The sequence below is a fragment of the Nocardiopsis salina YIM 90010 genome (assembly GCF_000341025.1).
GTDB lineage: Bacteria > Actinomycetota > Actinomycetes > Streptosporangiales > Streptosporangiaceae > Nocardiopsis > Nocardiopsis salina.
This window is the reverse complement of sequence record NZ_ANBF01000153.1, coordinates 1-25,538: the sequence shown is the minus strand read 5'-3', so window position 1 is coordinate 25,538 and position 25,538 is coordinate 1. Positions and strand designations below refer to the sequence as shown.

22 protein-coding genes, 3 tRNA genes and 1 pseudogene are annotated in these 25,538 nt (G+C 71.0%); 15 read left to right on the top strand and 11 right to left on the bottom strand.

Going from position 1 to position 25,538, the window contains the following annotated elements; genetic code table 11:
* Positions 1–34 precede the first annotated feature (34 nt).
* Entirely contained in the window at positions 35–1,435 is a 1,401-nt protein-coding gene (locus D474_RS0117145; RefSeq protein ID WP_017614765.1) for an ABC transporter substrate-binding protein, read from the top strand.
* A gap of 101 nt (positions 1,436–1,536) precedes the next feature.
* On the opposite strand, the gene D474_RS0117140 is transcribed toward D474_RS0117145, so the two are convergent.
* Together D474_RS0117140 and D474_RS0117135 are read right to left on the bottom strand one after the other, a co-directional pair.
* Positions 1,537–1,971 carry a Rieske (2Fe-2S) protein gene (locus tag D474_RS0117140; RefSeq protein WP_017614764.1) on the bottom strand — a complete coding sequence of 145 codons (435 nt, stop codon included), beginning with the start codon at positions 1,969–1,971 and terminating at the stop codon, positions 1,537–1,539.
* Between the two features lie 83 nt (positions 1,972–2,054).
* Positions 2,055–2,837: a DUF3152 domain-containing protein gene (locus D474_RS0117135; protein WP_017614763.1), complete on the bottom strand. Its 783-nt coding sequence runs from the start codon at positions 2,835–2,837 to the stop codon at positions 2,055–2,057.
* A 216-nt stretch (positions 2,838–3,053) separates the two neighbouring features.
* On the opposite strand from D474_RS0117135, the gene D474_RS0117130 reads away from it, so the two are divergent.
* The 6 genes from D474_RS0117130 (at position 3,054) to D474_RS0117105 (ending at position 7,243) form a co-directional block, all read left to right on the top strand.
* Positions 3,054–3,854, top strand: a complete 801-nt coding sequence (locus D474_RS0117130; protein WP_017614762.1) for a fumarylacetoacetate hydrolase family protein — start codon at positions 3,054–3,056, stop codon at positions 3,852–3,854.
* 193 nt (positions 3,855–4,047) lie between these two features.
* Complete coding sequence (locus tag D474_RS0117125) at positions 4,048–5,070, top strand: GDSL-type esterase/lipase family protein (protein WP_026118567.1); 1,023 nt, start codon at positions 4,048–4,050, stop codon at positions 5,068–5,070.
* A 183-nt stretch (positions 5,071–5,253) separates the two neighbouring features.
* A complete protein-coding gene (gene gltX, locus D474_RS0117120; protein WP_083931855.1) occupies positions 5,254–6,708 on the top strand; it encodes a glutamate--tRNA ligase in 1,455 nt (484 codons plus the stop codon).
* Positions 6,709–6,838: 130 nt separating this feature from the next.
* Positions 6,839–6,910: transfer RNA gene (locus D474_RS0117115), tRNA-Gln, on the top strand.
* Between the two features lie 64 nt (positions 6,911–6,974).
* Positions 6,975–7,047 (top strand) — tRNA-Glu (locus D474_RS0117110).
* Positions 7,048–7,167: 120 nt separating this feature from the next.
* A tRNA-Glu gene (locus tag D474_RS0117105) sits at positions 7,168–7,243 on the top strand.
* Positions 7,244–7,330: 87 nt separating this feature from the next.
* Here the strand turns inward: D474_RS0117105 and D474_RS0117100 are convergent.
* The 6 genes from D474_RS0117100 to D474_RS0117075 form a co-directional block, all read right to left on the bottom strand.
* Positions 7,331–7,933: a TetR/AcrR family transcriptional regulator gene (locus D474_RS0117100; RefSeq protein WP_017614759.1), complete on the bottom strand. Its 603-nt coding sequence runs from the start codon at positions 7,931–7,933 to the stop codon at positions 7,331–7,333.
* A gap of 141 nt (positions 7,934–8,074) precedes the next feature.
* Positions 8,075–9,067 carry a PDR/VanB family oxidoreductase gene (locus tag D474_RS0117095; RefSeq protein WP_017614758.1) on the bottom strand — a complete coding sequence of 331 codons (993 nt, stop codon included), beginning with the start codon at positions 9,065–9,067 and terminating at the stop codon, positions 8,075–8,077.
* Positions 9,068–9,165: 98 nt separating this feature from the next.
* Positions 9,166–10,092 carry a metal-dependent hydrolase gene (locus D474_RS0117090; protein WP_017614757.1) on the bottom strand — a complete coding sequence of 309 codons (927 nt, stop codon included), beginning with the start codon at positions 10,090–10,092 and terminating at the stop codon, positions 9,166–9,168.
* A 67-nt stretch (positions 10,093–10,159) separates the two neighbouring features.
* Positions 10,160–11,890 (bottom strand): SDR family oxidoreductase, encoded by a 1,731-nt coding sequence (locus D474_RS0117085; protein ID WP_017614756.1) that lies wholly within the window; start codon positions 11,888–11,890, stop codon positions 10,160–10,162.
* Entirely contained in the window at positions 11,887–12,756 is an 870-nt protein-coding gene (locus D474_RS0117080) for a M24 family metallopeptidase (protein WP_026118565.1), read from the bottom strand. Before D474_RS0117080 ends, D474_RS0117085 begins: the two co-directional genes overlap by 4 nt.
* 615 nt (positions 12,757–13,371) lie before the next feature.
* Positions 13,372–14,058, bottom strand: coding sequence for an IclR family transcriptional regulator (locus tag D474_RS0117075; RefSeq protein WP_017614754.1), 687 nt, complete (start codon positions 14,056–14,058; stop codon positions 13,372–13,374).
* Between the two features lie 152 nt (positions 14,059–14,210).
* Here D474_RS0117075 and leuC point away from each other — a divergent pair, with 152 nt between their 5' ends.
* The 3 genes from leuC (at position 14,211) to D474_RS0117060 (ending at position 17,178) form a co-directional block, all read left to right on the top strand.
* On the top strand, positions 14,211–15,614 hold the full coding sequence (gene leuC, locus D474_RS0117070; protein WP_017614753.1) for a 3-isopropylmalate dehydratase large subunit: 1,404 nt from the start codon (positions 14,211–14,213) through the stop codon (positions 15,612–15,614).
* Between the two features lie 195 nt (positions 15,615–15,809).
* The gene (leuD, locus tag D474_RS0117065) at positions 15,810–16,397 is read left to right on the top strand and encodes a 3-isopropylmalate dehydratase small subunit (protein WP_017614752.1); all 588 of its coding nucleotides are present in this window, start codon (positions 15,810–15,812) and stop codon (positions 16,395–16,397) included.
* 499 nt (positions 16,398–16,896) lie between these two features.
* The gene (locus D474_RS0117060) at positions 16,897–17,178 is read left to right on the top strand and encodes an HU family DNA-binding protein (protein WP_017576946.1); all 282 of its coding nucleotides are present in this window, start codon (positions 16,897–16,899) and stop codon (positions 17,176–17,178) included.
* On the opposite strand, the gene cofC is transcribed toward D474_RS0117060, so the two are convergent.
* Positions 17,159–17,947: a 2-phospho-L-lactate guanylyltransferase gene (gene cofC, locus D474_RS29035; protein ID WP_017614751.1), complete on the bottom strand. Its 789-nt coding sequence runs from the start codon at positions 17,945–17,947 to the stop codon at positions 17,159–17,161. The two genes, D474_RS0117060 and cofC, sit on opposite strands and share 20 nt — an antisense overlap.
* A gap of 228 nt (positions 17,948–18,175) precedes the next feature.
* Between cofC and D474_RS0117050 the strand changes: the two genes are divergently transcribed.
* From D474_RS0117050 to D474_RS29030, 5 genes are all read left to right on the top strand, one after another.
* Complete coding sequence (locus D474_RS0117050; RefSeq protein ID WP_017614750.1) at positions 18,176–18,982, top strand: lysophospholipid acyltransferase family protein; 807 nt, start codon at positions 18,176–18,178, stop codon at positions 18,980–18,982.
* Positions 18,983–18,989: 7 nt separating this feature from the next.
* A complete protein-coding gene (locus D474_RS0117045; protein ID WP_017614749.1) occupies positions 18,990–20,045 on the top strand; it encodes an NAD(P)H-dependent glycerol-3-phosphate dehydrogenase in 1,056 nt (351 codons plus the stop codon).
* A gap of 31 nt (positions 20,046–20,076) precedes the next feature.
* Entirely contained in the window at positions 20,077–21,291 is a 1,215-nt protein-coding gene (locus D474_RS0117040; protein ID WP_017614748.1) for a trans-sulfuration enzyme family protein, read from the top strand.
* Positions 21,292–21,345: 54 nt separating this feature from the next.
* A complete protein-coding gene (locus tag D474_RS0117035; protein WP_017614747.1) occupies positions 21,346–22,467 on the top strand; it encodes a D-alanine--D-alanine ligase family protein in 1,122 nt (373 codons plus the stop codon).
* A gap of 162 nt (positions 22,468–22,629) precedes the next feature.
* A complete protein-coding gene (locus D474_RS29030; protein ID WP_239647097.1) occupies positions 22,630–23,169 on the top strand; it encodes a Uma2 family endonuclease in 540 nt (179 codons plus the stop codon).
* An 8-nt stretch (positions 23,170–23,177) separates the two neighbouring features.
* Here D474_RS29030 and D474_RS0117025 read toward each other — a convergent pair whose 3' ends face one another.
* Both D474_RS0117025 and cydC read right to left on the bottom strand, forming a co-directional pair.
* Positions 23,178–23,942 carry an EI24 domain-containing protein gene (locus D474_RS0117025; RefSeq protein ID WP_017614746.1) on the bottom strand — a complete coding sequence of 255 codons (765 nt, stop codon included), beginning with the start codon at positions 23,940–23,942 and terminating at the stop codon, positions 23,178–23,180.
* A 101-nt stretch (positions 23,943–24,043) separates the two neighbouring features.
* Positions 24,044–25,538 (bottom strand): annotated as a pseudogene (cydC, locus tag D474_RS34310) (thiol reductant ABC exporter subunit CydC); the annotation flags it as partial.

The window sequence follows — 25,538 nt, the reverse complement described above, 5'->3', positions numbered from 1 at the left end:
CGCCCCACCCCCACCCCGAGGAAAGCGAGACGGCATGCGACTCTCCCCCCAGGGGCGCGGCATCGGCGCCGCGGCCCTGTTCATGAGCCTGGGGCTGGTCCTCAGCGCGTGCGGTAACGGCGACACCGGCGGCGAGGGCGACCTCACCGCCCCGGGCCCCGAGGTGCTCGACGACCTCGACGAGGCCGTGCAGGTCGAGTTCTGGCACAGCATGGACGCCGCCAACGGGCAGGTCCTCGACCAGCTCATCGACGACTTCAACGCCGAGAACGAAGGACGGATCGAGGTCACCGGCTCCTTCCAGGGGGAGTACGACGACGCCCTCGCCAACCACCGCGCCGCCATCCAGCAGGGCGACACCGCCGAGCTCATCATGATCTTCGACCTGGGCACCCAGTTCATGATCGACTCCGGCCAGACCGTGCCCGCGCAGTCCTTCATCGACGAGGACGGGTACGACACGGGCGACATCGAGGACGCCCTCCTCAACTACTTCACCGTCGACGACGAGCTCCGGTCGTTCCCGTTCAACAACTCGACCCCGCTCATGTACATCAACCGGGACGCCTTCGAGGAGGCCGGGCTCGACCCCGACGATCCGCCCAGCGACCTCGCCTCGATCCGCGAGGCCGCCGAGGAGCTCACCGTCACCGACGACGACGGCGAGATCGTCCAGTACGGCTTCGGGGCTCCGCTGTACGGCTGGTACATCGAGCAGTTCATGGCCCGCGCCGCCGCTCCGTACTGCGACGGTGCGAACGGGCGCTCCGACCGCGCCACCGAGGTGCTCTTCGACGGCCCCGAGGGCGTCGAGCTCGTCGAGTGGTGGGAGGCGATGATCGAGGACGACCTCGCCCTGCAGATCGGCCGCAACGTCGACGACGGGATGGCCGCCTTCACCTCCGGCCGCGCCGCGATGACCCTGGAGTCCACCGGCGCGCTGAGCAACTACATCGAGGCTTCGGACTTCGAGGTCGGGGCCGGGTACTTCCCGCTCATCGGTGCCGACGACCCGGGCGGCTCGATCATCGGCGGCGCCTCCCTGTGGATCAACGGGGAGGGTCACACCGACGAGGAGGTGCGGGGCTCCTGGGAGTTCGTCCAGTACCTGCTCACCCCGGAGGCGCAGTCGACCTGGCACGCGGGGACGGGGTACTTGGCGGTCAACACCGAAGGGTACGGGGGCCCCGAGGCGGTCGAGCGGGCCGAGGAGTTCCCGCAGTTCGAGCTCGCCGCCGAGCAGCTCGCCGAGTCCGAGGTCAACGAGAACACCGCCGGCTGCATGATGGGCGTGATGTCGGAGGCCCGCGCCGCCGCGGAGGAGGGCTGGGAGGCCACGCTCACCAGCGACGCCACCCCCGAGGAGGCGATGTCGGAGGCGGCGGACCGGGTCGGCGGCACCATCGAGGAGTACAACGCCTCCGTGGACGAGTGACCCAGGGCTGAGGGGGCAGAAGGAAGAGCCCGGGGATCTTGCTACCAGCGCCGACTTCGGCGCCGAAACCGGCTCCAGTAGCAAGATCCCCGCAGTTGGGGTCAGGCGAACACGACGTCGTTCCCGTCCACGGTGACCTCGAACTCCTCCAGCGGGGACTGCGCCGGCCCGCTCTGGGGAGCACCGTCCGCCACCGAGAACCGGCTGTCGTGGCACGGGCACACGATATGGCCGTCCTCGACCGCGTCGACCGGGCAACCCTCGTGCGTGCACGCGGTGGAGAAGGCCCGGAACTGCCCTTCCTCCGGCTGGGTGACCACGACCTGGTGATCCTCCAGCACCGTCCCGCCTCCGACCGGTACGTCCTCGGCCGAGGTGAGTACCTCGCCGGTCTCGGGCGCCGGCGACGGCGTCCCGGGATCCTCCTCGGCGCCGTCGCCGCCGCTGGGCCCGCCGCACGCGGCCAGGCCCGTGGTCACGGCCCCGGCGCCCAGGGCACCGAAAGCGGTACGGCGGGACGGACTGCAGTTGCACATGCGCTCTCGCTCCTGTCGGCCTGCACTGACTCGGACAGTATTCGTCGCCGGTGGGCCCGCGGACGGGTCCCCGTTCGGACGGATCACGCGTCGGGGTCGACCCACCCGTTGGGCTCGCAGCCCTGCAGACCGAGGGTCTGCTGCTGCATGACCGGCGCGGGCTCGCCGTCCTCGGGGCAGTCCACGTGGCCGTGTCCGAAGGTGTGGCCCACTTCGTGATTGATGAGGTAGATGCGGTAGGTCTCCAGGTCGTCGTCGAAGTGGTCGACGCCGGACACCCACCGGTTCTGGTTGATGATGGCCCGATTGCCCTGGGCGCAGGAGACGTAGCCGTTGGTGCTGAGCGGGGCGCACAGGTCGTCGACGGTGTCGGGGGCCGCCAGCAGTACACGGATGTCCGCGTCGTCGGCGTCGTCGACCCGTTGCAGGGAACGGTCACCGCCCTCGCCCCAGCTTCGGGGGTCGCCGAGGATCAGCTCGACCGCCTCGGCGAAGTCCTCGTCCTCACCGGGAAGGCCCGCCTCCGTCTCCACGGCGAAGGTGGTCAGCGGACCGTCGCCCATGACCTCGCCCTCTCCGGGGACGGTCTCGATGTCGCCGTCGGCGGTGTCGACCTCGTCCTCGATGGAGCGCAGGAGGACGTTGTCCTCGTCCTCCTCGGGCACTGTCGGTGACGGGCTCGGGGTGGCTGCCCCGGTGGGGTCGCCGTCGGGGGCGTGGCGGCGTTCGTCGCTCTCCGGCACACCGTCGCCGGCGGGCGGGGCGGCCGAGTCCGCCGACGGAGGAGCGTCGGAATCCTCCGGAACGCTCACCATCAGCACGGTGGCGGCCCCGGACACCACGCACAGTCCGAGCGCGATCCCCATGGGGTAGCGGCGGCGTCGGCGGCGGTGCCTGGCACGCGATGTGGGCACGGGCGTGGACCTCTCGACGTAGGACGACGGCCCCCAGCATGCCAGAAATCCCCCGGACCACGGCCAGGACGCACCCACCCGGCGGGCCACCGCGGGCCGGGTGCCACCGCCCCGGTCCGCGCACCCGGATACCCTGCAACGGCAAGCGAACAACAGGGGAGGCAACGGGTGCGCATCGCACGCTTCGCGTCTGGGGACGACGTCGGATTCGGCCTGGTGGAGGCCGATTCGGACACGGGGGAGGACTACGTCTCCCGTCTGAGCGGTCACCCCCTGCTGGGTGAGGTCAAACTGGCGGGGGAGCGTGCCAAGCTCGACGACGTGCGTCTGCTCTCGCCGGTGCTGCCCACGAAGGTGGTCTGCATCGGCAAGAACTACGCCGAGCACGTCGAGGAGATGAAGGACGTCACCGGTGAGTCCACGGACGATCCGGTCGTCTTCCTCAAGCCCTCCACCGCCGTCACCGGCCCGCAGGACCCCATCTTCCATCCGACCGTCTCGGAGCAGGTCGACCACGAGGGCGAGCTCGCCATCGTCATCGCCCGGCCGTGCCGCGAGGTACCCAGGGAGCGGGTCAAGGACGTCATCTTCGGCTACACCGTCGCCAACGACGTCACCGCCCGCGACCTGCAGAAGAAGGACAAGCAGTGGACCCGCGCCAAGGGGTTCGACTCCTTCTGCCCGCTCGGGCCGTGGATCACCACCGGGCTGAGCATCGAGGAGGCCCAGGACCTCGCGTTGACCACCACGGTCGATGGCGAGGTCACGCAGGAGGGCCGGACCTCGCAGTTCATCCACGACATCCCGGCGATCGTCTCGTACGTGTCCTCGTTCATGACCCTGCTGCCCGGCGACGTGGTGCTCACCGGCACCCCCGCCGGTGTCGGCCCGGTCCGTGAGGGCCAGGAGGTCTCGGTCTCCATCGAGGGGCTGGGTTCCATCGACAACCGCGTCATCTCCCGCGAATGACGCACGTGTGCGGGGCGGCCACCCAGGCCGTCCCGCACCGCCTCCCCCGAGCCCGCGGGTCCAGCCGTGCGGTGCCTCCTCCGACCGGTGCACGTCCCCACCCCCGGGACGCGTCCCGTTCCCAGCGGACAACCGAGAAAGGAGACGGGTGCAGTTCCCCCGCTTCCCCACAGGCCGGCACCCCACCACCCGGATGAGCGGTCCCCAGCGCCGCCGCCCCGGTCCCCTCCTGGTCTGCGGAACCCTCGCCCTGGTTCTGCTGATCGTGGGCGCCGTCGGATACTGGGCTACGACCAGCGCCGATCCAGGCGACCCCCAGACCGAAGCGGAAGAGCGGCCCGTGAGCGATCCCCAGCGCATCATGCTCTCCGGCGACTCCATGACCCAGGGAGCCGACGGCGACCGGACGTGGCGGTACCACCTGTGGAACCACCTGTCCCCGCACGTGGAGGGGCTCGACTTCGTGGGCCCCTACAGCGAACCGGCGTCCTCGGACATGATCCTCCCGGTGCCGACGACCGAGGGTGAGGACCCCTCCGGCCCCGAACCCGGTTCCGGGCAGGATCCTTCTCCCACCGGCGGCGCGAGCCCTGACGAGGACGCCTCACCCGACGAGGGCGGGGCCGGGGAGGGCGACGGCGAGACCGGCGGGTCCCAATGGCCCGGCACCGCAGCGCCCGGCGAGGCCGCCTACGAGGACCCCGATTTCGACCACGCCCACAACGCTCTGTGGGGCCGCACCCTGCGCGACGCCTCCGCTTCCATCGGTGAGGAGGTGCGCACCCACGAGCCGGACGTGCTGCTGGCCATGATCGGGGTCAACGACCTGCTCTGGCCGGTCTCCATGGAGGAGATGGAGCAGCGCCTGCGCGGGTACGTCGAGGCCGCGCGTGCTGGCAACCCCAACCTGCGTGTGGTGCTGGCAGAGGTGGTACCGATCGCCCTGGCCGATTCCGACGACGGTTTCGCCCTACGGGTGTACGCCTACAACGAGATCGTGCGGGAGGTGGCGCAGGACATGTCCACCAAGGCCTCGCCCGTCATCAGCCTCGACGTGGCCAACGCCGAGAAGTGGGACGTGGAGAGCGACACCTACGACGGCACCCACCCCAACGCCGACGGTGAGCTCAAGATCGCCGCCGCCTTCGCCGACGCGCTCTCCCGCGGGTACGGCATCGGTCCGGGGTACCCGCGGCCGCTGCCCATCAGCCCCTAGCTGGTGTCCTGTCCCGGGAGGTTGGTGACACGGGTGGTCGGGGATCTTGCTACCAGAGCCAATATCGGCGCTGAACCCTGCTCTGGTAGCAAGATCCCGGAGGGGTCCGGAGCGGTGTGTGAGCGGGCCGGGGGCGGACTCGGGACACCCCGGGTGACCGGGCAGCACGGATACCCTGGGGCCGTGACTGAGACTTCGATTCGAACCCGCTTCGCTCCGTCCCCCACGGGCATGTTCCACGTCGGTGGAGCCCGGTCCGCGCTCTTCAACTGGGCCATGGCCCAGCAGAGTCCCGGCGGCCGGATGGTGCTGCGTGTGGAGGACACCGACGAGGCCCGCAACAAACCCGAGTGGACCGACGGCATCGTGCGCGCGATGTCCTGGTTGGGCATCCACACCGACGATCCGGCCTTCGAGGGGCCCTACTTCCAGTCGGACTACGCCGGCAAGCACCGGGAGACCGCCGAAGAGCTCCACGCCAAGGGCCGCGCCTACTACTGCGACTGCAGCGGCGAGCAGGTCCAGGCGCGGCGGGACAACCCGAACCTGGGCTACGACGGCTTCTGCCGCGACCGCGGTCTGGAGCCCGGCCCGGGCCGTGCGCTGCGCTTCCGCGTGCCCGAGGGCGGTCCCACCGTCGTGGAGGACCGTATCCGCGGCCGGGTGGAGTTCGACCACGCCTCCATCGAGGACTTCGTGATCGTGCGCTCCAACGGCAGCCCGCTGTTCGTGCTCGCCAACGTCGTCGACGACGTGGAGATGGACATCACGCACGTCGTCCGCGGCGAGGAGCACCTGTCCAACACCCCCAAGCAGCAGCTGCTGTGGGAGGCCCTCGGTCTGCGGGCGCCCGTGTGGGCGCACCTGCCCGTGATCGTCAACGAGCAGCGCAAGAAGCTGTCCAAGCGCCGGGACAAGGTCGCACTGGAGTCCTACCAGGAGGAGGGCTACCTTCCCGAGGCGATGGTCAACTACCTCATGCTGCTGGGCTGGGCCCCGGGTGACGACCGCGAGATCATGCCGTGGACGCAGATGGTCCCGCTCTTCGACATCGCCGACGTCAACAGCTCCAGCGCGTTCTTCGACGAGAAGAAGCTGCGTGCCTTCAACGGCGACTACATCCGTTCGCTGGAGCTCGCCGACTTCATCGAGCGCTGCGAGCCGTGGCTGACCGCGGGGGAGGCCCCCTGGCCGGCCGAGAACTTCGACCGCGAGGTCTTCGCCCGGGTCGCTCCGCTGGCGCAGAGCCGGGTGGCGGTGCTGGCCGACATCGTGCCCAACGTCGACTTCCTGTTCCTCGACGAGCCCGAGACCGACGACAAGAGCTGGAAGAAGGCCATGAAGCCCGGCATCGGCGTCCCGATGCTCGAGGCGGCCCTGGAGCGCTTCTCCGACGAGGGGCTGTCGTGGGACACCGACACCCTCAAGGCCGTCACCGAGGAGGCCGGAGCCGGACTGGGCCTCAAGCTCGGCAAGGCTCAGGCTCCTGTGCGCGTGGCCGTGACCGGGCGGACCGTCGGCCTGCCGCTGTTCGAGTCCCTGGAACTGCTGGGCCGGGAGCGCACCGTCGCCCGGGTCGTCGCGGCCCTGGAGAAGGCGCGTGCCGAAGAGGCTGCCGAAGCCGCCTCCGAGACGTGACGGGGCGGGGTGGTCGGGGCCACAGCCGGCCACCCCGGATTCAGTTCGCGAGCACTCGGAAAGTCCGCTAGAGTTGTGGACGTCGCCGAGGGGACAGGGAAGCGGAAGCGGCCCGGCCCCCCGAAAGCACTGGGGTATGGTGTAATCGGCAGCACGAGTGATTCTGGTTCACTTAGTCTAGGTTCGAGTCCTGGTACCCCAGCACGTTCCACCGAACGGCCTCCGGGCCTCGGGAGAGAACGAGGAACCCTCGGGTTCCGCAGAAGGCCCCCGTCGTCTAGTGGCCCAGGACGCCGCCCTCTCAAGGCGGTAACGGCGGTTCGAATCCGCTCGGGGGTACGGAAGTGCAGGGGTGGCTCCCACGCCGTGGGAGCCTTCTTGTCGGTCGGCACACGGTGCCGATGTCCGGTTCGGCCGGGTACGATGGCTTTCCAGCGCATCGCACACGGCAGACCACGGGCCCCCGTCGTCTAGTGGCCCAGGACGCCGCCCTCTCAAGGCGGTAACGGCGGTTCGAATCCGCTCGGGGGTACCAGAGAACAGGCTCCATCCTCGGATGGGGCCTTTTTCGTGCGCGCGGTGTGCGGTCGCGGGGTGAGGGCAGTCCGGTACCCCGCCCCGCTCACTCCACGCGTGCGATCAGGTGCTCCATCTCCTCCTGCGGTCCGCCCGCCGCGGCGACCATGGCCACGAGCTGGTCCAGGAGCCAGTCGGCGAGGGCGTCGCGCTCCATCACCGGCTCCGACAGCCACAGCATGACCGCCGTCTCCACCGACGCCACCCAGCACCGGATCGCCAGGGACAGCTGCGGAGAGGGCTTCTCGACACCGCTGCGGTCCAGCAACAGGTCCCGCACACCCTCGCGCACCCGGTCGATCTCGGCCTCGGTCTCCTCCGTGGCGATGACCGAGCCCCCGCCCATCAGCGCCGGGTAGGCGGGGGCGTAGGAGTGCGCGAAGGAGATGAACGTGCGCAGCGCCACCCGCAACTGCTCCAGGGTCGGCAGGTCCTCGGGCGGTTCCAGTTCCGCCAGCAGCTCGCCCATCGCGTGTTGCAGGGTGGCACGGCGCAGCTCGGCCATGTTCGGGAAGTAGCGGTAGACCAGCGCACGGGAGACATCGGCCTCGGCCGCGATCTCCTCCGGGGTCACCTCAGCCGGGGGGCGGCGCGCGAAGACCCGCAGGGCCGACCGGATCAGGTCGTCCCTGCGCTCGTGCGGGGCCATCCTGCGCGGACGCCGGTTCCGGGCCCCACCGACGGGGGGTGGGCCCGGCCGCTGTGTCCTGCGCGCCTGGTGGTGGTCGGTGCTGTGGGACACCACCGTCGCATCGTCCTCCGGATCGCCGACCGTTGTCTCGTTTCGAACCTACACGTCGAGGACCAGGCGCTCGCCCGCCGCTGCTCGGGAGACACACGGTGCGAACTCCTCCCCCCGTGGTGAACCGCCCGTGGGCCGGTCGCGGTGGTTGGCCTCACCCGAGAGCAGGGTCAGCCTGCACGTGCCGCAGAAGCCCTGCCGGCACGAGTAGGCGGTCGCCGGGCGCACCCGGCGCATGACCTCCAGGGCGCTCTCGTCGGCCGGCACCGGCACGACGGGGCCGTCCTCGCCGAGCTGCACCTCGAAGGGCTCGCCGTCCACGACGGGCGCGGGTGCGAACCGTTCGGAGAAGAACGGGGCGTCCTCCGGGGTCCGGGACCACACCGCCTCGATGAGCGGGGACGGGCCGCACACGTACACGGCTGTGCCGGGAGTGAGGCCCTCCACGATCGCGGCCGGGTCGGGCGGCCCGTACTCGTCGTCGGGGCGCACGGAGACCTCGCCCGGGAGCAGGTCGGTGAAAGGCATCGTCGCCCGGGACCGTCCGGTGTGGACGGTGCGGGCGGGCACCCCCGCGCGGTGGGCGCTCAGCACCATCGGCAGGATCGGGGTGATGCCGATCCCGCCGGCCACGAACAGGTACCGCTCGGCCCGGGTGAACGGGAACGCGTTGCGGGGCCCGCGCAGCCCGACGGTGTCGCCCTCGCGGAGCCCGTGCACGAGCCCTGAGCCCACACCGTGGGGTATGCGGCGCACCGCGATCCGGTACGCCGACCGGTCGGAGGGGTCGCCGGTGAGGGAGTACTGGCGCAGGATCCCGCCGCCGAGCAGCACGTCCACGTGCTGGCCGGGCTGCCACGCGGGCAGGGGCTCACCCGGGCGCGCGGGCACGAGCGTCAGCTGGGCCACACCCTCGGCCGGGTGCTCGACCCGGTCCACCCGCACGGTGCGGTCGCCCGCTGGTGCCGGGACGGGGTGGCCGGGGCGCAGCTTGGCCGTCAACGGTTCGATACCGCGTGCGACCCGCTCCAGAGCCAGCATGAACCGGTCCGGGCCCCGCCCGCCCCGCAACGAGACAGGGGGCCGCGGTCGGGCGTAGTACTCGCTGCTGTGCTTGACTCCCTTCCTGGCCGTGCCGCTCACCGGTGCGCCCCCTGTTCTGCGGCCTCGGCGGCACGGGCCGCGGGGGAGGAGGCCAGGTAGGCCACGGCCTGACTGGTGGAGCCGTAGTGGGAGGGGTGGTACTTGCGGCGCAGGTACTCGGGGATCGCACCGGCCAGGCGGGCAAGGTGCGGGATCAGGCCGCGGCGGCCGTCGCGCAACGCCCAGCGGGCTCTGGGGCGCTCACCGCCGATGCGCCCGCGCAGGTAGGGATCGTTGGCGACGAGGAACCGGACCCCGCGCACCCACAGCACCGCCAGGGCGGTGGCTGCCACGCCCATGGCGAGGGCGCGGCGCGGGTACCCGCCGTCCAGGTGCATGAAGAGGTCGTAGGCCACCGCCCGGTGTTCGACCTCCTCGGCGCCGTGCCAGCGAAGCAGGTCCAGCATGGTCGGGTCGGCGCCGGCCTCGTCCAGTTTCCGGGCGTCGAGCACCCACTGGCCCAGCACGGCGGTGTAGTGCTCGATGCCGGCGACGACCGCGAGCCTGGTGCGCAACCACGCCCACTCGCGGCGGCCGTCGAGGTCGCGGTCGCCCAGCACGACCCGGAACATCCACGCGATCTGCTCGACGTAGGGCGTCGGGTCGAGGCCGTGGGCATCCATGTGGTCGAGTACGCCCGCGTGCGCTTCGGCGTGCACGGCCTCCTGGCCGATGAAACCGAGGACCTGTTGGCGCAGCTCCTCGTCGGTGATGTGCGGGACCGCCTGCTTGAAGACCTCGACGAACCAACGCTCGCCCTCGGGCAGCAGCAGGTGCAGGACGTTGATGACGTGCGTGGCGAAGGGTTCGCCGGGGATCCAGTGCAGGTCGAGGCTGCTCCAGTCGAACTCGACGTCGCGCGCGTGCAGGACGAGGCGGTCGGGTTCGTCGGGCAGCGGTGGGGTCTCTGCGCCGGTGCTCATGGCGTCTCCTGGAAGGGGCGGTGGGACAACGGTCGGGGCGTGGGGTGCGGCGGTCCGGCGGTGTTCCCTACAGGGGCGGGGAAACGCGGGCGCCTCGGCTCAGGGCCTTGGGCGCGAACCGGCTGAGCGCCAGGCCCAGGTGCGCCTCGGCCGTGACCGGGACGATCTCGGGGTCGTTCTCGACGGCGTTCACGATGCGCACGGCAGCCTTCTCCGGTGTGTACCCGCGCAGCCGGTAGAGACGGTTGATGCGCTTCTTGGCGGCGCTCTCCTTGCCCATGCCGGACAGATGGGCGTTGTCGATGATCCCGGTGTTGATCAGGCCTGGGCAGACGGCGGTCACGCTCACACCCCGGTCGGCGAGCTCGCCGCGCAGGGTGCGGCTGAGCATGAGCACGGCGGCCTTGGTGGTGGCGTAAGGGCCGAACACGCGCGAGGGGATGAACGCGGCGGCCGAGGCGGTGTTGACGATGCGGCCGCCTCCGCCGGCCTCGACGAGCATGGGCGCGAAGGCGCGGCAGCCGTTGATGACGCCCCAGAGGTTGACGCGCACGACCCGGTCCCAGTCCTTCTCGCCGGTCTCCAGGAACGGGCCGGCCACACCGATGCCGGCGTTGTTGACGACCAGGTCGGGGACCCCGTGTTCGGAGCGCACCCACGCGGCCAGCTTCTCCATGGTCTCGGAGTCGCCCACGTCGGCCTTGCGGAAGTCGGAACCGGGGGTCAGGTGACCGCACAGGTGGGCGGTGCGGCTCGCGGCGTCCTCGTCGATGTCCACTGCGATGACGCGGGTACCGCGTTCGGCGAGTTCGAAGCTGACGGCGCGGCCGATCCCGCTGCCCGCGCCGGTGACCACGGCGAGCTGCCCGGCGAACGCGCCCCCGTGGCGTCGGGCCTGTTGGGCGGTGAGTGCGCGCCGGGGCCGCGGTGCTCCGGACTCGATCTCGTCGACGAACGCGCGGATGCGGGCGGCGACGGGGCCCGGGCGTGAACGCACCGACCAGTGCCCGCCCTGGAACCGGTGGAAGCGGAAGTCCTCCACCCAGCGCCCGGCGTCGGACTGCACCTGGTCGATCATGAACGCGTCGTGGGTGGGTGCCAGCGCCTGCACCGGCACGCTCGTGCGGCGTTCGACCGGGCGGGTGAAGCGGTGCAGCATGTTGGCGCGGTACAGCTCGAGGCCGTTGAGGTGGTCGCGGGTGCTCCGGCGGGCGCGCTCGTGCGGTCCGCCGCCGATGCGCTCCAGGCCGGACAGGACGAGCCCGCCGATGCCGGACAGCCACGCCGCCTCGGGTACGCCGGGTGTGCTGAAGAAGCCGATGTAGCTGGAGCGCACGAACTGGCGCAGCACGTTGCGTACGCCGTCCGGGGCCTTCTGCAGCCAGTGGCCCGCATGGTCCAGGTTCGGGCCCGAGACCGCGGTGAAGGAGGCCAGGCGCTCGGCGTAGGCGGGTTCGGTGACCGCGTGCCAGCTCTGGATGGAGCCCCAGTCGTGGCCGACCACGTGCACGGGCCGGTCGGGGCTGACGGCGTCGGCGACGGTGATCAGGTCCTCGCCGAGCTGGTCGACCAGGTACCCGGAGCGCTGCTCGGGAGCGGTCGAACGCCCGGCGCCGCGCACGTCGTAGCGCACGATCCGGTACGTGTCGGAGAGCTCCTCGGCGAGGGCGTCCCACACGGTGGCGTTGTCGGGGTAACCGTGCACGAGCAGCAGCGTGGGGGCGTCGGTGCGGCCCTCGGTGTAGACGGCCAGGCGCTGGCCGTCGGTGGCGGTGACGTAGAGGGGGGTGGTGGTCATCGGGTCTCCTGGGTGGTTCCGGCGGCGGTGGGAGCGCGCCTCTCCCACCGGCGCACGTGGGGCAGGTCGTCGTCGAGCCAGAAGGCGTCGTCCTCGGTGACGACGAGGATCTCCTCGAACTTCACGCCCATGTCGCGGAAGCCCAGGTGGGGCTCGACCGCCCACATACCGGGGGTCGCGGGGTGGGCGGAGATCTCCCCGTCGGCCCACAGGGGCGAACGGTTGTGCAGGCGTTCGACGACCAGGTCGCCGAAGAGGGTCTGGAGGGAGCGGATCCCGAACCCGGCCACGATCGCGCGCGGCAGGCGCGAGCGGACCTTGCCGACCTGGTGGGCGATGACACGGCCGGGGTAGACCTGGTGCCGGTTGTCGTAGCCCTGCTCGCGCAGGAGCCCGTCGACGCCGCGGTAGACGTCCTGGAGGGTGTCCCCGGCGCGGACCTGATCCAGGATCAGCTGCCGATGGGCGTACAGGTCGTCCATCAGCTGGTCGTGGAGGGGGTTGTCGCCGAGGTAGCCGGAGTAGCCGATGTCGGCGACGAAACCGTCGCGCACGGGCGCGCAGTCGAGGATGAAGGGCATGTCCTCCTCGAGCCTGCGGTCGGTCGGGAAGAACTGCAGGGGTGTGCGGAAGCGGCGGAAGGCGGTGCGGTCGCCGAACCACGCGAAGGGCGTGTGGAACCAGTCCTGGACCCCGCGTTCGGTGAGGTGCTCGCGGATGCGGCGGGCCGCCTCCCGTTCGGTGACGCCGGGTTCGAGGCCTTCGGCGACGGTTTCGACGGCTTCGTGGGCGAGCTGTTGGAGTTCGCGGAAACCCGACAGGTCGCCCGGGGGGAGTGTGCCCGCAGTCACGTTCGTGTGAGACATGCCGTCATGTTAGACACCGTGTCAGTAAGTGTCCACAGTGGCCCCCGAACACGAGTCGGCGTGCACGAGAGCGTGGGCAGAGGCGGGTGAGCTGCGGCGACGAGGGGAGGGGTGCGGCCTCCGGGCGGGTTTCGGGACCTACGGCCCGAAGGCGGATCGTGGCCGATGGGGGCGCTGGGGGCGTTGCGCGTGTGGGTGGGCGGGGCGGAGGGGCAGGCTCGGCGCGTGCGGTGGCGCCGGGGTCGGGCGCCTGCGGGATCCGTTGTGGTGTCGGGCTTCCGGGCTTCCGGAGGGACAGGGAAGGTCTCGGGTCCGGGTGTCGGGGAGGGTCCGGAGAGGGTTCCGGGCGGGGCAAGAAGTTGATCGGTGTCAAATGTGCACTACGCGAGTTCTGTCCGAGAGGGAGAAGTGAAGGCACTCCGGAACGGAGTGAAAAACGAAAAGAAGATGCCTCCCTTCGCGTTCTTGATTTCTCCGGCAGCCTCCCCCGTATTCAAATGCGGTTTCCGTGTCACTGAGAGTGACGATCAGGGGAGGGCCTCCGGAACGACGACGGGGCGGCCCCGGCGTCGGGGCCGCCCCTGTGGCGGCGGTGGAGGGTTCAGGCGCCGTGGATCAGGGCGCACCCTCGTAGGTGTGCAGCGACTCGCTGATCTTCTCCGACGCCGACAGCACTGCTTGGGAGTGCACGCGGCCGGGGGAGCGGGTCAGGCGCTCGATGGGGCCCGAGACGGAGACGGCGGCGATGACCCGGCCGCCGGGGCCCGACACCGGGGCCGAGACCGAGGCCACGCCCTGCTCGCGCTCGGCGACGCTCTGGGCCCATCGGCGGCGGCGCACCTGGGCCAGGCTCGCCGCTGTGAAGCGTGCGCCCACGAGGGAACGCCGGATCCGGTCGGAGTCCTCCCAGGCCAGCAGGGCCTGGGCGGCCGAGCCCGCGTTCATCGGCAGTTCGCTGCCCACGGGGACGGTGTCGCGCAGGCCGCTGCTGCGCTCGGAGGCGGCCACGCAGACCCGCAGGTCACCCTGGCGGCGGTAGAGCTGGGCGCTCTCCCCGGTGAGGTCGCGCAGCTGCACCAGAACGGGGGCGGCGACCGCGAGCAGGCGGTCCTCGCCGGTGGCGACCGATAGCTCGCCCAGGCGTGGGCCCAGGACGAACCGTCCCTGGCTGTCGCGCGTGACCATGCGGTGGCGCTCCAGGGCCACGGCCAGGCGGTGGGCGGTCGGGCGGGCCAGCCCCGTGGTCTGCACCAGTTGGGCCAGGGATGCGGGCCCCGACTCCAGGGCATCGAGGACGGACATCGTCTTGTCCAGGACACCGACGCCGCTGGATGAGCTAGAGTTGTCCATGGCTTGATATTGCCGTCTCGAAATATGAAACGCAAGTCAGGTCGCGAAGACGAGGTGCCCCGCACGGAGCAGCACGACAGCAATCACGAGAGAGGCGATCGCCCATGGCACGCACGATGGCCGAGAAGGTCTGGGAGGAGCACGTCGTCCGACGTGCCGACGGTGAGCCCGACCTGCTCTACATCGACCTCCACCTCGTGCACGAGGTGACCAGCCCGCAGGCCTTCGAAGGGCTGCGCCTGGCCGGCCGCTCCGTGCGCCGCCCCGACCTCACCATCGCCACCGAGGACCACAACGTCCCCACGCAGAACCTGCTCGCGCCCATCTCCGACCCGGTCTCGCGCAAGCAGGTCGAGACGCTGCGCAAGAACTGCTCCGACTTCGGGGTGCGCCTGCACCCGATGGGCGACATCGACCAGGGCGTGGTGCACGTGGTCGGTCCCCAGCTCGGCCTGACCCAGCCCGGGATGACCGTGGTCTGCGGTGACAGCCACACCAGTACCCACGGTGCCTTCGGTGCACTGGCGTTCGGCATCGGCACCAGCCAGGTCGAGCACGTGCTCGCGACCCAGACCCTGCCCATGCAGCCCTTCAAGACCATGGCCGTGACCGTGGACGGGCAGCTCAAGCCGGGCGTGACCGCCAAGGACATCATCCTCGCCGTCATCGCCCGCATCGGCACCGGCGGCGGCCAGGGTTACGTGATCGAGTACCGCGGCGAGGCCATCGAATCGCTCTCGATGGAGGCCCGCATGACCGTGTGCAACATGTCCATCGAAGCGGGCGCCCGGGCGGGGATGATCGCGCCGGACCGGACCACGTTCGACTACGTCCAGGGCCGCCCGCACGCCCCGCAGGGCGCCGACTTCGACGCCGCGGTCGAGTACTGGAAGAGCCTGGCCACCGACGAGGGCGCCGAGTTCGACACCGAGGTCGTGCTGCACGCCGACGAGATCAGCCCGTTCGTCACCTGGGGCACCAACCCCGGCCAGGGCGTCTCGCTGGACTCGTCCGTGCCCGACCCCGCCTCCTTCGAGGACCCGTCCGCGCGGGCAGCAGCGGAGAAGGCCCTGTCCTACATGGACCTGGAGGCCGGTACCCCGATGCGCGAGGTCGCGGTGGACACCGTCTTCCTCGGTTCCTGCACCAACGGCCGGATCGAGGACCTGCGCGCGGCCGCCGAGATCGTACGCGGACGCAGGGTCGCCGACAATGTGCGCATGCTCGTCGTGCCCGGTTCCATGCGCGTCAAGGAGCAGGCCAACGAGGAGGGCCTGGGTGCCGTCTTCGAGGAGGCCGGGGCCGAGTGGCGCGAGGCCGGGTGCTCGATGTGCCTGGGCATGAACCCCGACCAGCTCGCCCCGGGCGAGCGCAGCGCCTCGACCTCCAACCGCAACTTCGAGGGCCGTCAGGGCCGCGGCGGTCGCACGCACCTGGTCTCGCCGCTGGTCGCCGCTGCCACGGCCGTGCGCGGCACGCTGTCCTCGCCCGCCGACCTGGTCGAATAACCGACCCACACGATGTTCACGGGCCGCACCGGTGCAGGTGAGGCCGCCGGCACGTCGCTGGAGGGCTCGGAGCGGGAGCGCGGGAAGCGAGCGCGACCGCGGAGGGGCCGGAGCACGTGCCCTCGGGGCGGCCGACCCCGGGCCGGAGCGGGGGCCGCCGAGCGGCGGCCCAGAAACGAGTAGGAGCTGCAGCTCATGGAGAAGTTCGACGTCCACACCGGTCGGGCCGTGCCGCTGCGCGCGAGCAACGTCGACACCGACCAGATCATCCCCGCCGTCTACCTCAAGCGGGTCAGCCGCACCGGGTTCGAGGACGGCCTGTTCGCCGAGTGGCGCAAGGAGGACGACTTCGTCCTCAACCGCCCCGAGCACGAGGGCGCCACGGTCCTGATCGCCGGCCCCGACTTCGGTACGGGTTCCTCGCGTGAGCACGCCGTCTGGGCGCTGCAGGACTACGGTTTCCGGGTCGTGCTCTCGTCCCGCTTCGCCGACATCTTCTACGGCAACTCGCTCAAGGGCGGCCTGCTCACCGTGCTGCTGCCGCAGGAGGTCATCGACCACCTGTGGAAGACCGTGGAGGACGACCCGGCCACGGAGATCACCGTGGACCTGGTCGAGCGCGAGGTGCGCGCCCCCGGCGTGCACGAGTCCTTCGAGCTGGACGACTACACGCGCTGGCGGCTCATGGAGGGGCTGGACGACATCGCCCTGACCCTGCGCCACACCGACGAGATCACCGAGTTCGAGTCGGGTCGGCGCTCCTGGGCCCCGGTCACCCTCTGACCGGGCCCTGAGGCCTGCGGGGCGTCGCCGGAGCACCGCTCCGGGGCGCCCCGTCGTCGTTACGGGAGCGATGGTCACACATGGTGAGGAACCGCCCGGGCGGACCGGTCATCGGATGCCTCACAGGTCGGTCGACCGGGCTGGGTTCCGGGTGCTGGATCACCTTCTGGTGGGGCGATCACGGCCTCTGTGAGCCAGAGCACGCCCTTCGTCGAAAGATTTTACCTTTACGCGGGGTGAGTATGTGCTCACCACCGCCAAGTCCCCGGGTTCGTCGCGCCTGGAGCCCGGAATCCGGTTATACGTAGGCATTTGAGGCCCCCAGAAGGGGATAAAAGGGGGTCCTCGGCCGGGGTGCGGGGTGTGCCGCACCGTCAACAGGGAGTGACCGTGCAGGTCGGGAAGGCCTCGACACGCCTTCTCCCGGGGCGTTTGTATTTGTGTAACGGGCTCTGCTTCCCCTAATTTCGTGCGAGCAAGGGGGAACCGGAGGAACCTTATGAACAAGCGTGACCTGATCGACGCAATCTCCGATCGACTCGGAGACAAGAAGACCGCGACCGAAGCGGTCAACGCTGTGCTCGAGACCATTCAGACCACCGTGGCCTCCGGCGACAAGGTCGCCATCACCGGCTTCGGTGTTTTCGAGAAGTCCGAGCGCGCGGCCCGTACGGCGCGGAACCCCGCCACCGGCGCCACGATCAACGTTCCGGCCAGCTTCGTGCCGAAGTTCCGTGCCGGTGCCGACTTCAAGGCTCTGGTCAACGGGGACAAGAAGTAGCCTCGTCGCCCGGCGGCGAAGGACTGCCACCGCCCGGGTCACCCCACGAGGGGACCCGGGCGGAGCTGTGTCCGGGCCCGAGCGGCAGGGCCGAAGCGGTGTCCTGCCCGCCCGCGCGTTCGAGCCACCCGGCGGTGCGCGGGCCCAGCCCGAGCTCTGCGGCGGCCCGCAGGTCCTGAGGGGTGTCGACGTCGCGCCGTACCGATCCCGCCCCGGACACCATCAGTTCGCGGGCGCCCGAGCGCACATGGCGTGCACGAGAGGCCCCCTCGAAGGCCGGGCGCAGGCGGGCGCCGCCGGTGGCCGCCAGCAGTGTGGTCCCGATTCCGGGGGCGTCGGCCAGGAACGCACGCCGGTGCCGGCCGGCCGCCCCCAGCACGAGCGCCAGTTCCGACGGCCGCAGCGCCGGGAGGTCGGCCGAGAGCGCGCACAGACCCCACACCTGGGCCCGTTCCCGGGCCTCCGCCTCCCCGTGCTCCAGTGCGGGGTTGAGGCCGGTTCCCGGCTCTCCGGGGACCACGAGCGCCCCCAACTCCTCCAGTGCCGTGCCCGCACGGGGGTCGTCGGTGACCGCCAGGACCCTCTCCACCGCCGGGCACTCCAGCGCCGCGGCCACGGTATCGCAGGCGATCGCCAGCGCCAGGTCCGCCCGGTGGGGCCCTGCGGCACGGGCCAGGCGCGACTTGGCCCGGCCGAGATGCTTGACTGGGACGATCAGGGACCAGCGCTCCCCGCGCGTCTGTTCGCCTCGTTCTGCAGGGCCGGTCACGTCTCTCCCCCGGGCGTCGGCGACGGCGGTGGACACGAGCGTAGGCGGTCGGGGTCGGCGCGGCGCGGGAGCCCTGGGTGTGTCGGCCGGGGCCCTTTTTCGACGGGCGGCCTCCGGTGCGGCGAGTGAGCAGGTCGGGCTGGTTCCGCCGGGCCCGACCCCGCCTAGAATGCGTAGGTTGTGCCTGCGGTCCGACCGGGCCGGGGTCGATGGATCAAGAGGAGTCCCGTGGCCAAGAAACGAGAATCAGCCTGGGTCAAGTGGGTCGTGTCGCGGATCGTCCGGTTCGCGCTGTGGCTGGTCACCAAACCCGAGTGGAAGGGCACCGAGCACGTGCCCGCCAAGGGCGGGACCATCGTCGCGTTCAACCACCTGTCCGTGCTGGACCCGCTGACCGTGGCGCACTTCCTCTACATCGGCGGGCGCCGCTGGCCGACCTTCACCATGAAGGACGCGGTCATGAACATCCCCGTGGTGCGCTCGGTCGCCAGTTCCACCGGCCAGATCCCCATCAAGCGCGGCAGCGCCGACGCCGTCAGGGCGCTGGAGGAGGTCGAGACGGCCCTCACCCGCGACGGTTCCTCGGTCATCTTCTACCCCGAGGGCACCTGCACCCGCGACCCGAACCTGTGGCCGATGACCGCCAAGACGGGTGTCGCCCGTATCGCGCTGTCCACCGGGGTCCCGGTCGTCCCCGTCGCGCACTGGGGTGAGCAGCAGCTGCTGCCCTACGGGGAGAAGAAGCCCCATCTGCTGCCCCCGCGCAAGAAGGTCCAGTTCAAGGCAGGCCCGCCCGTCGACCTGGACCGCTTCCGCGACAAGCCCCTGACCAACACGGTCCTGCAGGAGGCCACGGAGGCGATCATGGCCGACATCACCGCCCTGCAGGCCGAGATCCGCGGCGAGGAGCCCCCCGTCGAGCCGTTCGACATGAAGAAGGCGCGCAAGGCCGAGCGTGAGGCCGCCGAGCGCGCCGAGAACGACGAGGACACCGGCAACGGCGAGTCCCAGGGCAAGAACGACGCGGAGGCCTAGCACCACCATGGGAACCGACAACGTGCGGATCGCGGTCCTGGGCGCCGGCTCGTGGGGGACGGTGTTCGCGAACGTCATCGCCGACGCAGCCGACCTGGTGCGCGACGAGGACCCCGCGGCCCCGGCCGTCGACGTCGTGCTGTGGGGACGCCGCGCCTCCGTCGTCGACACGGTCAACGACGAGCACGAGAACCCGGACTACTTCCCGGGGATGAAGCTCAACCCGCGCCTGCGGGCCACCACCGACGCCGACGAGGCCGTCGCCCGGGCCGACGTGGTGGTCCTGGCCGTGCCCTCGCAGTCCTTGCGCGACAACCTCGCGGCGTGGAAGCCGCACCTGCGCGAGGACGCTGTCGTGGTCAGCCTCATGAAGGGGGTCGAGCTCGGCACGCGCATGCGGGTCAGCGAGATCATCTCCGAGGTCCTGGAGTGCTCCTCCGAGCGGGTGGCCGTGGTGTCGGGGCCCAACCTGGCGCGGGAGATCGCCGCGCGCCAGCCCGCGACGGCCGTGGTCGCCTGCCCGCACGAGGAGACCGCGGTCCGGCTGCAGAAGCTGTTCAAGTCCGCCTACTTCCGCCCCTACACCAGCACCGACCTGGTGGGCGTGGAGATCGGCGGCGCCATGAAGAACGTGATCGCGCTGGCCGTGGGCGTGGCCGAGGGCATGGGTTTCAAGGACAACACCAAGGCCTCTCTCATCACCCGCGGCCTGGCAGAGACCACCCGCCTGGCGGTGGCCCTCGGAGCCGATGAGCACACGCTGTCCGGCCTGGCCGGGATGGGCGACCTCGTGGCGACATGTTCTTCCCCGCTGTCGCGGAACCGGACCTTCGGTGAGAAACTGGGCGCCGGACTCACCCTCGACGAGGTCGTCGCGCAGACGAAACAGACCGCCGAGGGGGTCAAGTCCTCCGAGTCCGTTCTCGGCCTCGGATGGGCCCACGGGGTCGACATGCCGATCACCGAGTCCGTCGTCAGGATGATGCACCACGACCTGAGCCCGGCCGAGGCGCTGGTCGGCTTCATGTCCCGCAGCACCAAACCGGAACGCTACGGGGTCTGAGCCGGGCTCACGCAGGCTGAGAGCGAGCACCATGCCACACACACCAGGGTCCGGGCGCGTCGGGGAGAACACCAGGGCGCTGTCCCTGCCCGAGGCACCCGCCCCCGCCGAACGCCCCTTGCGGATGCCCGTGCACCGGGCCACCACGTACGCGTTCGACACCTCGCAGGACTTCGCGGACGTGCTCTCGGGGGCGCAGGGCGGGTACTCCTACGCGCGCATCGACAGCCCGACCGTCGACGCGTTCGCCGAGGCGGTCGCGGCCCTGGAGGGCGCGGGGCTGGACACCCAGGTTCGGGGGCAGTCCTTCTCCTCCGGCATGGGCGCGCTCAGTACCGTGTTCATGGCGCTCACCGAGGCCGGGGCGCACGTGGTCGCGTCCCGGTCCATCTACGGCAACACCTACTCGCTCCTGGACGGGTTGCTGCGCAGGTTCGGGGTGAGCACGGACTTCGTCGACATCACCGACCTGGACGCCGTGCGCGCGGCCGTGCGCCCCGAGACGCGGGTGGTCTTCACCGAGACGCTGTCCAACCCGACCATGACCGTCTCCGACCTGCCCGCGCTCGCCGGGATCGCACAGGGGGCCGGGGCCTCGCTCGTGGTCGACTCCACGTTCGCCTCGCCGGCGATCTGCCGACCGCTGGAGTTCGGCGCCGACGTCGTCGTGCACTCGGCCACCAAATACATCGGCGGACACAGCGACACCACCGGCGGCGTGGCCGTGGCCGCGCCCGCCCTCATCGACCGTGTGCGCGCAGCGCGTGTGGACCTCGGTCCATGCCTGGCCCCGGACGAGGCCTACATGCTCCACCGCGGCCTGGAGACCCTGCCGCTGCGGGTGGCGCGCCAGAGCGAGTCCGCCGCCGCCTTCGCCGCCGCGCTGGAGGGCCACCCCGCCGTCGAGCGGGTGGACCATCCGTCGCTGGCCTCCCACCCCCAGCACGATCTGGCCGGGAAGCTCTTCGACCACGGGCGCTGCGGCGGCGTGGTCACCATCCACCCCGAGGGCGGGTGGGACGCCGGGATGGCATTCGCCGACCGCCTGCGGGTCAGCACCATCGCCGCATCCCTCGGCGGCACCCACACCCTCGCCGGGCACGTGGCCACCACGACGCACCGCACCATGAACCAGGAAGAACTGGACGCAGCGGGCATCTCCTCCGGCGCGGTACGCTTCTCCATCGGCCTGGAGGATCCGGAGGACCTCGTCGAGGACGCGCTCCAGGCGCTCGACAACGGGTAGACCCCGTTTGCGGGGCGGTTTTCCATCCACAGGCGAGACACGAGGGCAGGCAGTATGTCGTCCGAGCAGCGCAAGACCAGGGTCGCCGTCGTCTTCGGCGGACGCAGTTCCGAACACGAGATCTCCTGTGTCACGGCGGGCAGCGTGATGTCCGTCATCGACCGCGACAAGTACGAGGTCGTTCCCGTCGGCATCACCCCGGACGGGAACTGGGTCCTGACCTCCGGCGACCCAGACGAACTGCGCATCGACGCGGACAGCAAGGCGCTGCCCAGCGTCGGTCAGGGCTCCGAGCTGGCGCTGCCCTTCGACACCGCCGGCCAACTCATGGTCGTCGAGCCCGGCCGGGCGCCCGCGCGGCTGGCCGAGGTCGACGTCGTCCTGCCGCTGCTGCACGGTCCGTTCGGCGAGGACGGCACCGTGCAGGGGCTGTTCGAGATGATGGGCGTGCGCTACGCGGGCGCCGGGGTCTTCTCCAGCGCCGCCGCCATGGACAAGGTCTTCATGAAGTCCATGCTCCTGGGCAACGGCATCCCCACCATCGAGTACGTGGCCGTCACCGGGCGCCAGTGGGAGCAGGAGCGCAAGCGGGTGCTCGACGACATCGCCGCGCTCGGCGGTGCGGTCTTCGTCAAGCCCGCGCGGGCAGGCAGCAGTGTCGGCATCAGCCGGGTTCCGGACTCCGCCGACACCGATGCCGTCGTCGCCGCTGTGGACGCCGCCCGCGAGCACGACCCGAAGGTGCTCGTGGAGGCCGAGGTGAGCGGGCGCGAGATCGAGTGCGGGGTGCTGGAGGCCGAGGACGGCGGGCTGCCGGACGTGTCCCAGCCCGCGGAGATCCACGTCGCGGACGGTTTCGACTTCTACGACTTCGAGGCCAAGTACCTGTCGACCAGCAGCCTGACCATCCCCGCGGAGATCCCCGAGGAGGCCATCGGGCGCCTGCGTGCCATGGCCGCCGACGTCTTCGAGGCGATGGGCTGCGAGGGGCTGGCCCGCGTCGACTTCTTCTACACCGACGACGGCCGGGTCCTCGTCAACGAGCTCAACACGATGCCCGGTTTCACGCCCTCCTCGGCGTTCCCGCAGATGTGGGCGGCCAGCGGCGTGGACTACGCGGCGCTCGTGGAACGCATGATCAGCACTGCGCTCAAGCGCTCGGCCGGCCTGCGCTGACGCGTACGTGGGACCCAGGCCGGGGGAGTTCCCCGGCCTGGCTCCCACGTCTGTGGAAAACCCTTCGCGGCGGCCCTCGAAGCGCTACCTTCGGCGTGTTCCGAACACCGAAGGGGGCACAGCATGGTGTGTGCAACTGACACGCGGATGGTGGAGACGGTGATGGATCTGCCGACGCTGGCCGAGAACCTCGCAATCCCCGATGGTTACCGCACGGAGATCATCGAGGGGAGCCTCGTCGTGTCGCCCACGCCCTCCTACCGGCACGCCCGCATCATCCGGTCGGTCGAACGCATACTCGACCAGAACGGCCCCGAAGGACTCGAGGCCTTGCAGTGGGTGACCGTCGAGATCCCGCAGGACGAGGACCGTTTCGTGCCCGACCTCTCTGTGCTGCCCACCGCTGTGGTGGACGGCGAAGGGTGGGACGGGCCGGACTGGCTGCGCTCCACCGAGGACCTCGAACTGGCCGTGGAGGTCGTCTCCCGCAGCAGCGTTCGGTACGACTGGGGGCCAAGACAGCGGGGAACGCTCGCGCAGCGGTCCCGTATTACCTGGTCGTCGATCCGCTCAAGTGCGAGATCGCTCTGTTCTCCGACCCCGGGGAGGGTGCGTCCCGCACGGTGGAGCGGGCCGTGCCCGGCGCAGCGGTGCGTCCGGGGGAACCGTTCGGGTTCGAGGTGGAGGCGGCCGCGCTCCTGAAGTAGGGCTCAGGAGGAGTCGGCTTCCGGGGGAGCGGCGGGCAGCAGGTCTCGTGCGAGCACGGTCGCACCCGCCGCCGCGGCCGGGAACACCACCACTGCCAGGAACGGCACCGCCAGCAGGAAGTACGTCGGGACCGCGAACCCCAGCACCCGCAGACGCCGGGTGGCCATGTACCGGCGGCGGTCCTTGACCCGGAACAGTCCGCGCCGGTCGAAGGCGTTGGCGACCAGCTCGATCCCCAGCAGCCACCCGCCGACCACGGCCGCGAGCACGGGGGCGACCATCCATCCGACGAACGGCACGAGCCCGAGCGCGAAGACCGTGACCGTCACCGTGAGCGAGACCAGCACGATCCCCGCGGTCTGGCGCACCGAGCGGGTCACCGATGCGAGCAGCGGGTCGTCGGCCTCCTCCGGGGCACCGCCCAGTTCGTTCTCCACGAGCTCGGCGATCTTGTCGTAGACCGGGGAGCCGACTGCCAGCGTCACCGTCGTGAACGAGACGACGAACAGCAGGAGCGCACCCAGGAGCACCGCCAGGGTGACAGCCCCGCGCACGACCGTCTGCCAGACCTCGTCCCAGTCCGACGCGAACGGGGTCGCCCACCCCACGAGCTCCTCGATGTTGACCAGCAGGGCGACGAAGATCCCGAGGAAGACCAGCCACACGAACACCGCGGGCAGGGCGCCCAGCACGAACAGCCGGGGCCTGCGCAGCAGGAGCCCGACGCCGCGGAGCAGGTATCCGAACCCGCCGAAGATCTCACGCACAGGATTGCTCACGGGGCGAACCCTAACCGGTCGGCGCGGGGCGTGTCCCCGGGCGGGGTGCGCGGGTCCGGACCGGACCCGCGCAGCCTGGGACAGCGGGGTCAGCCGGCCACGTCGCGGTACCACCCCTCCTGGGCGAGGAGCTCGGCGTGGGTACCGGACTGGAGCACACGCCCCTCGCGCACCACGTGGATGCGGTCGACCCGGTCGAGGCCGGTGAGGTCGTGCGTGATGAGCAGTGTCGAGTAGCCCTCCGCTGCGTCCAACAGGTCGGCGACCACCGCATCGCGGGTGTCGGCGTCCAGGTGGGCGGTGGGTTCGTCCAGGACGAGCACCCGCGGGGAGGCGAGCACCGCACGGGCCAGGGCCAGGCGCTGCACCATGCCGCCGCTGAGCCCCGTCCCGTGCGTGCCGACCTCGGTGTCCAGGCCCCGTGGCATGGTGCGGACCTCGTCGGCCAGGCTCACCCGGGTCAGGGCTTCCCACAGGTCGTCGTCGGTGGCGTCGGGGCGGGCCAGGCGCAGGTTCTCACGCACGGTCGAGGCGAAGACGTGCGGATCCTGGGGAACACCGGAGACCAGCGCGCGAACCTCGTCCGCGGGATGGTCGGTGATGTCGGCGCCACCGAGCTCCACGCGCCCCTCGGCCGGGTCCAGGAACCGCAGCAGCACGGACGCGAGCGTGCTCTTGCCGGCCCCGCTCGGACCGATCACTGCGACGGTCTCGCCCTCGGGCACGTCGAGATCGACCCCGTCGAGGGCCCACGGTTCCTCCGGCCCGTAACGCACGCGCAGGCCGCGTACGGAGACGGAGGAACCCTGGGAGGCGACCTTCCCGGACAGGTCCTCCTCCCGTGCGGGCGCGGTCTGGGCGGGGGTGTCCAGGCGGGGGTGTCCAGGCCCCCGAACAGGCGCTCGCCGCTCGCCCGGATGGCGCCCAGCTTGGCGGCCACCGCGGGCAGCGGCGCCACGATCTCGAACGCGGCCAGCGTTGTCAGGACCAGCACCGCCAGGGAGACGGCGCCGATGCTGCCGTCCTCAACCGCGAGCACGCCAAGGAACAGGACGCCCCACACGGTGAGCCCGGTGATGAGCGCGGTGGCCCCGGCGCCCAGCCCCAGGACCGCAGAATCGCGCTGTTCCACCCGCGTGAGCACGCCGTCGGCCTCGTGCACACGCGCGACCTGGCGGTCCATCGCCCCGTAGGCCACCAGGTCCGGTGCGCCGTGCAGGGTGTCGACGAGCGTCGTGGACAGGGCGCCGCGCGCTTCGGCCTGCCGCTTGCCCGGGCCCCGGCCGAGGAGCGCCATCGCGAGCGGAACCGCGAGCCCGGCCAACAGGAGTCCGGCCGCAAGCAGTGCTCCGCCGGGCACGTACACGGCCGTCAGAACGAGCACGGTCGCGCCGCCGGTCACCACCGACACCAGTGGAGGGGTGAGACCGCGGACGAGCAGGTCCAGGGTGGCCTCGGTGTCGTTGACCAGGCGCGAGACGAGGTCGCCGGTGCGGAACCGGCCGAACGGTTCCGTCGCTGCGAGCCGCTCGTAGACCCGGACCCGCACCTCGGCCAGTGTCCGGAACGCGGCGTCGTGCGTGA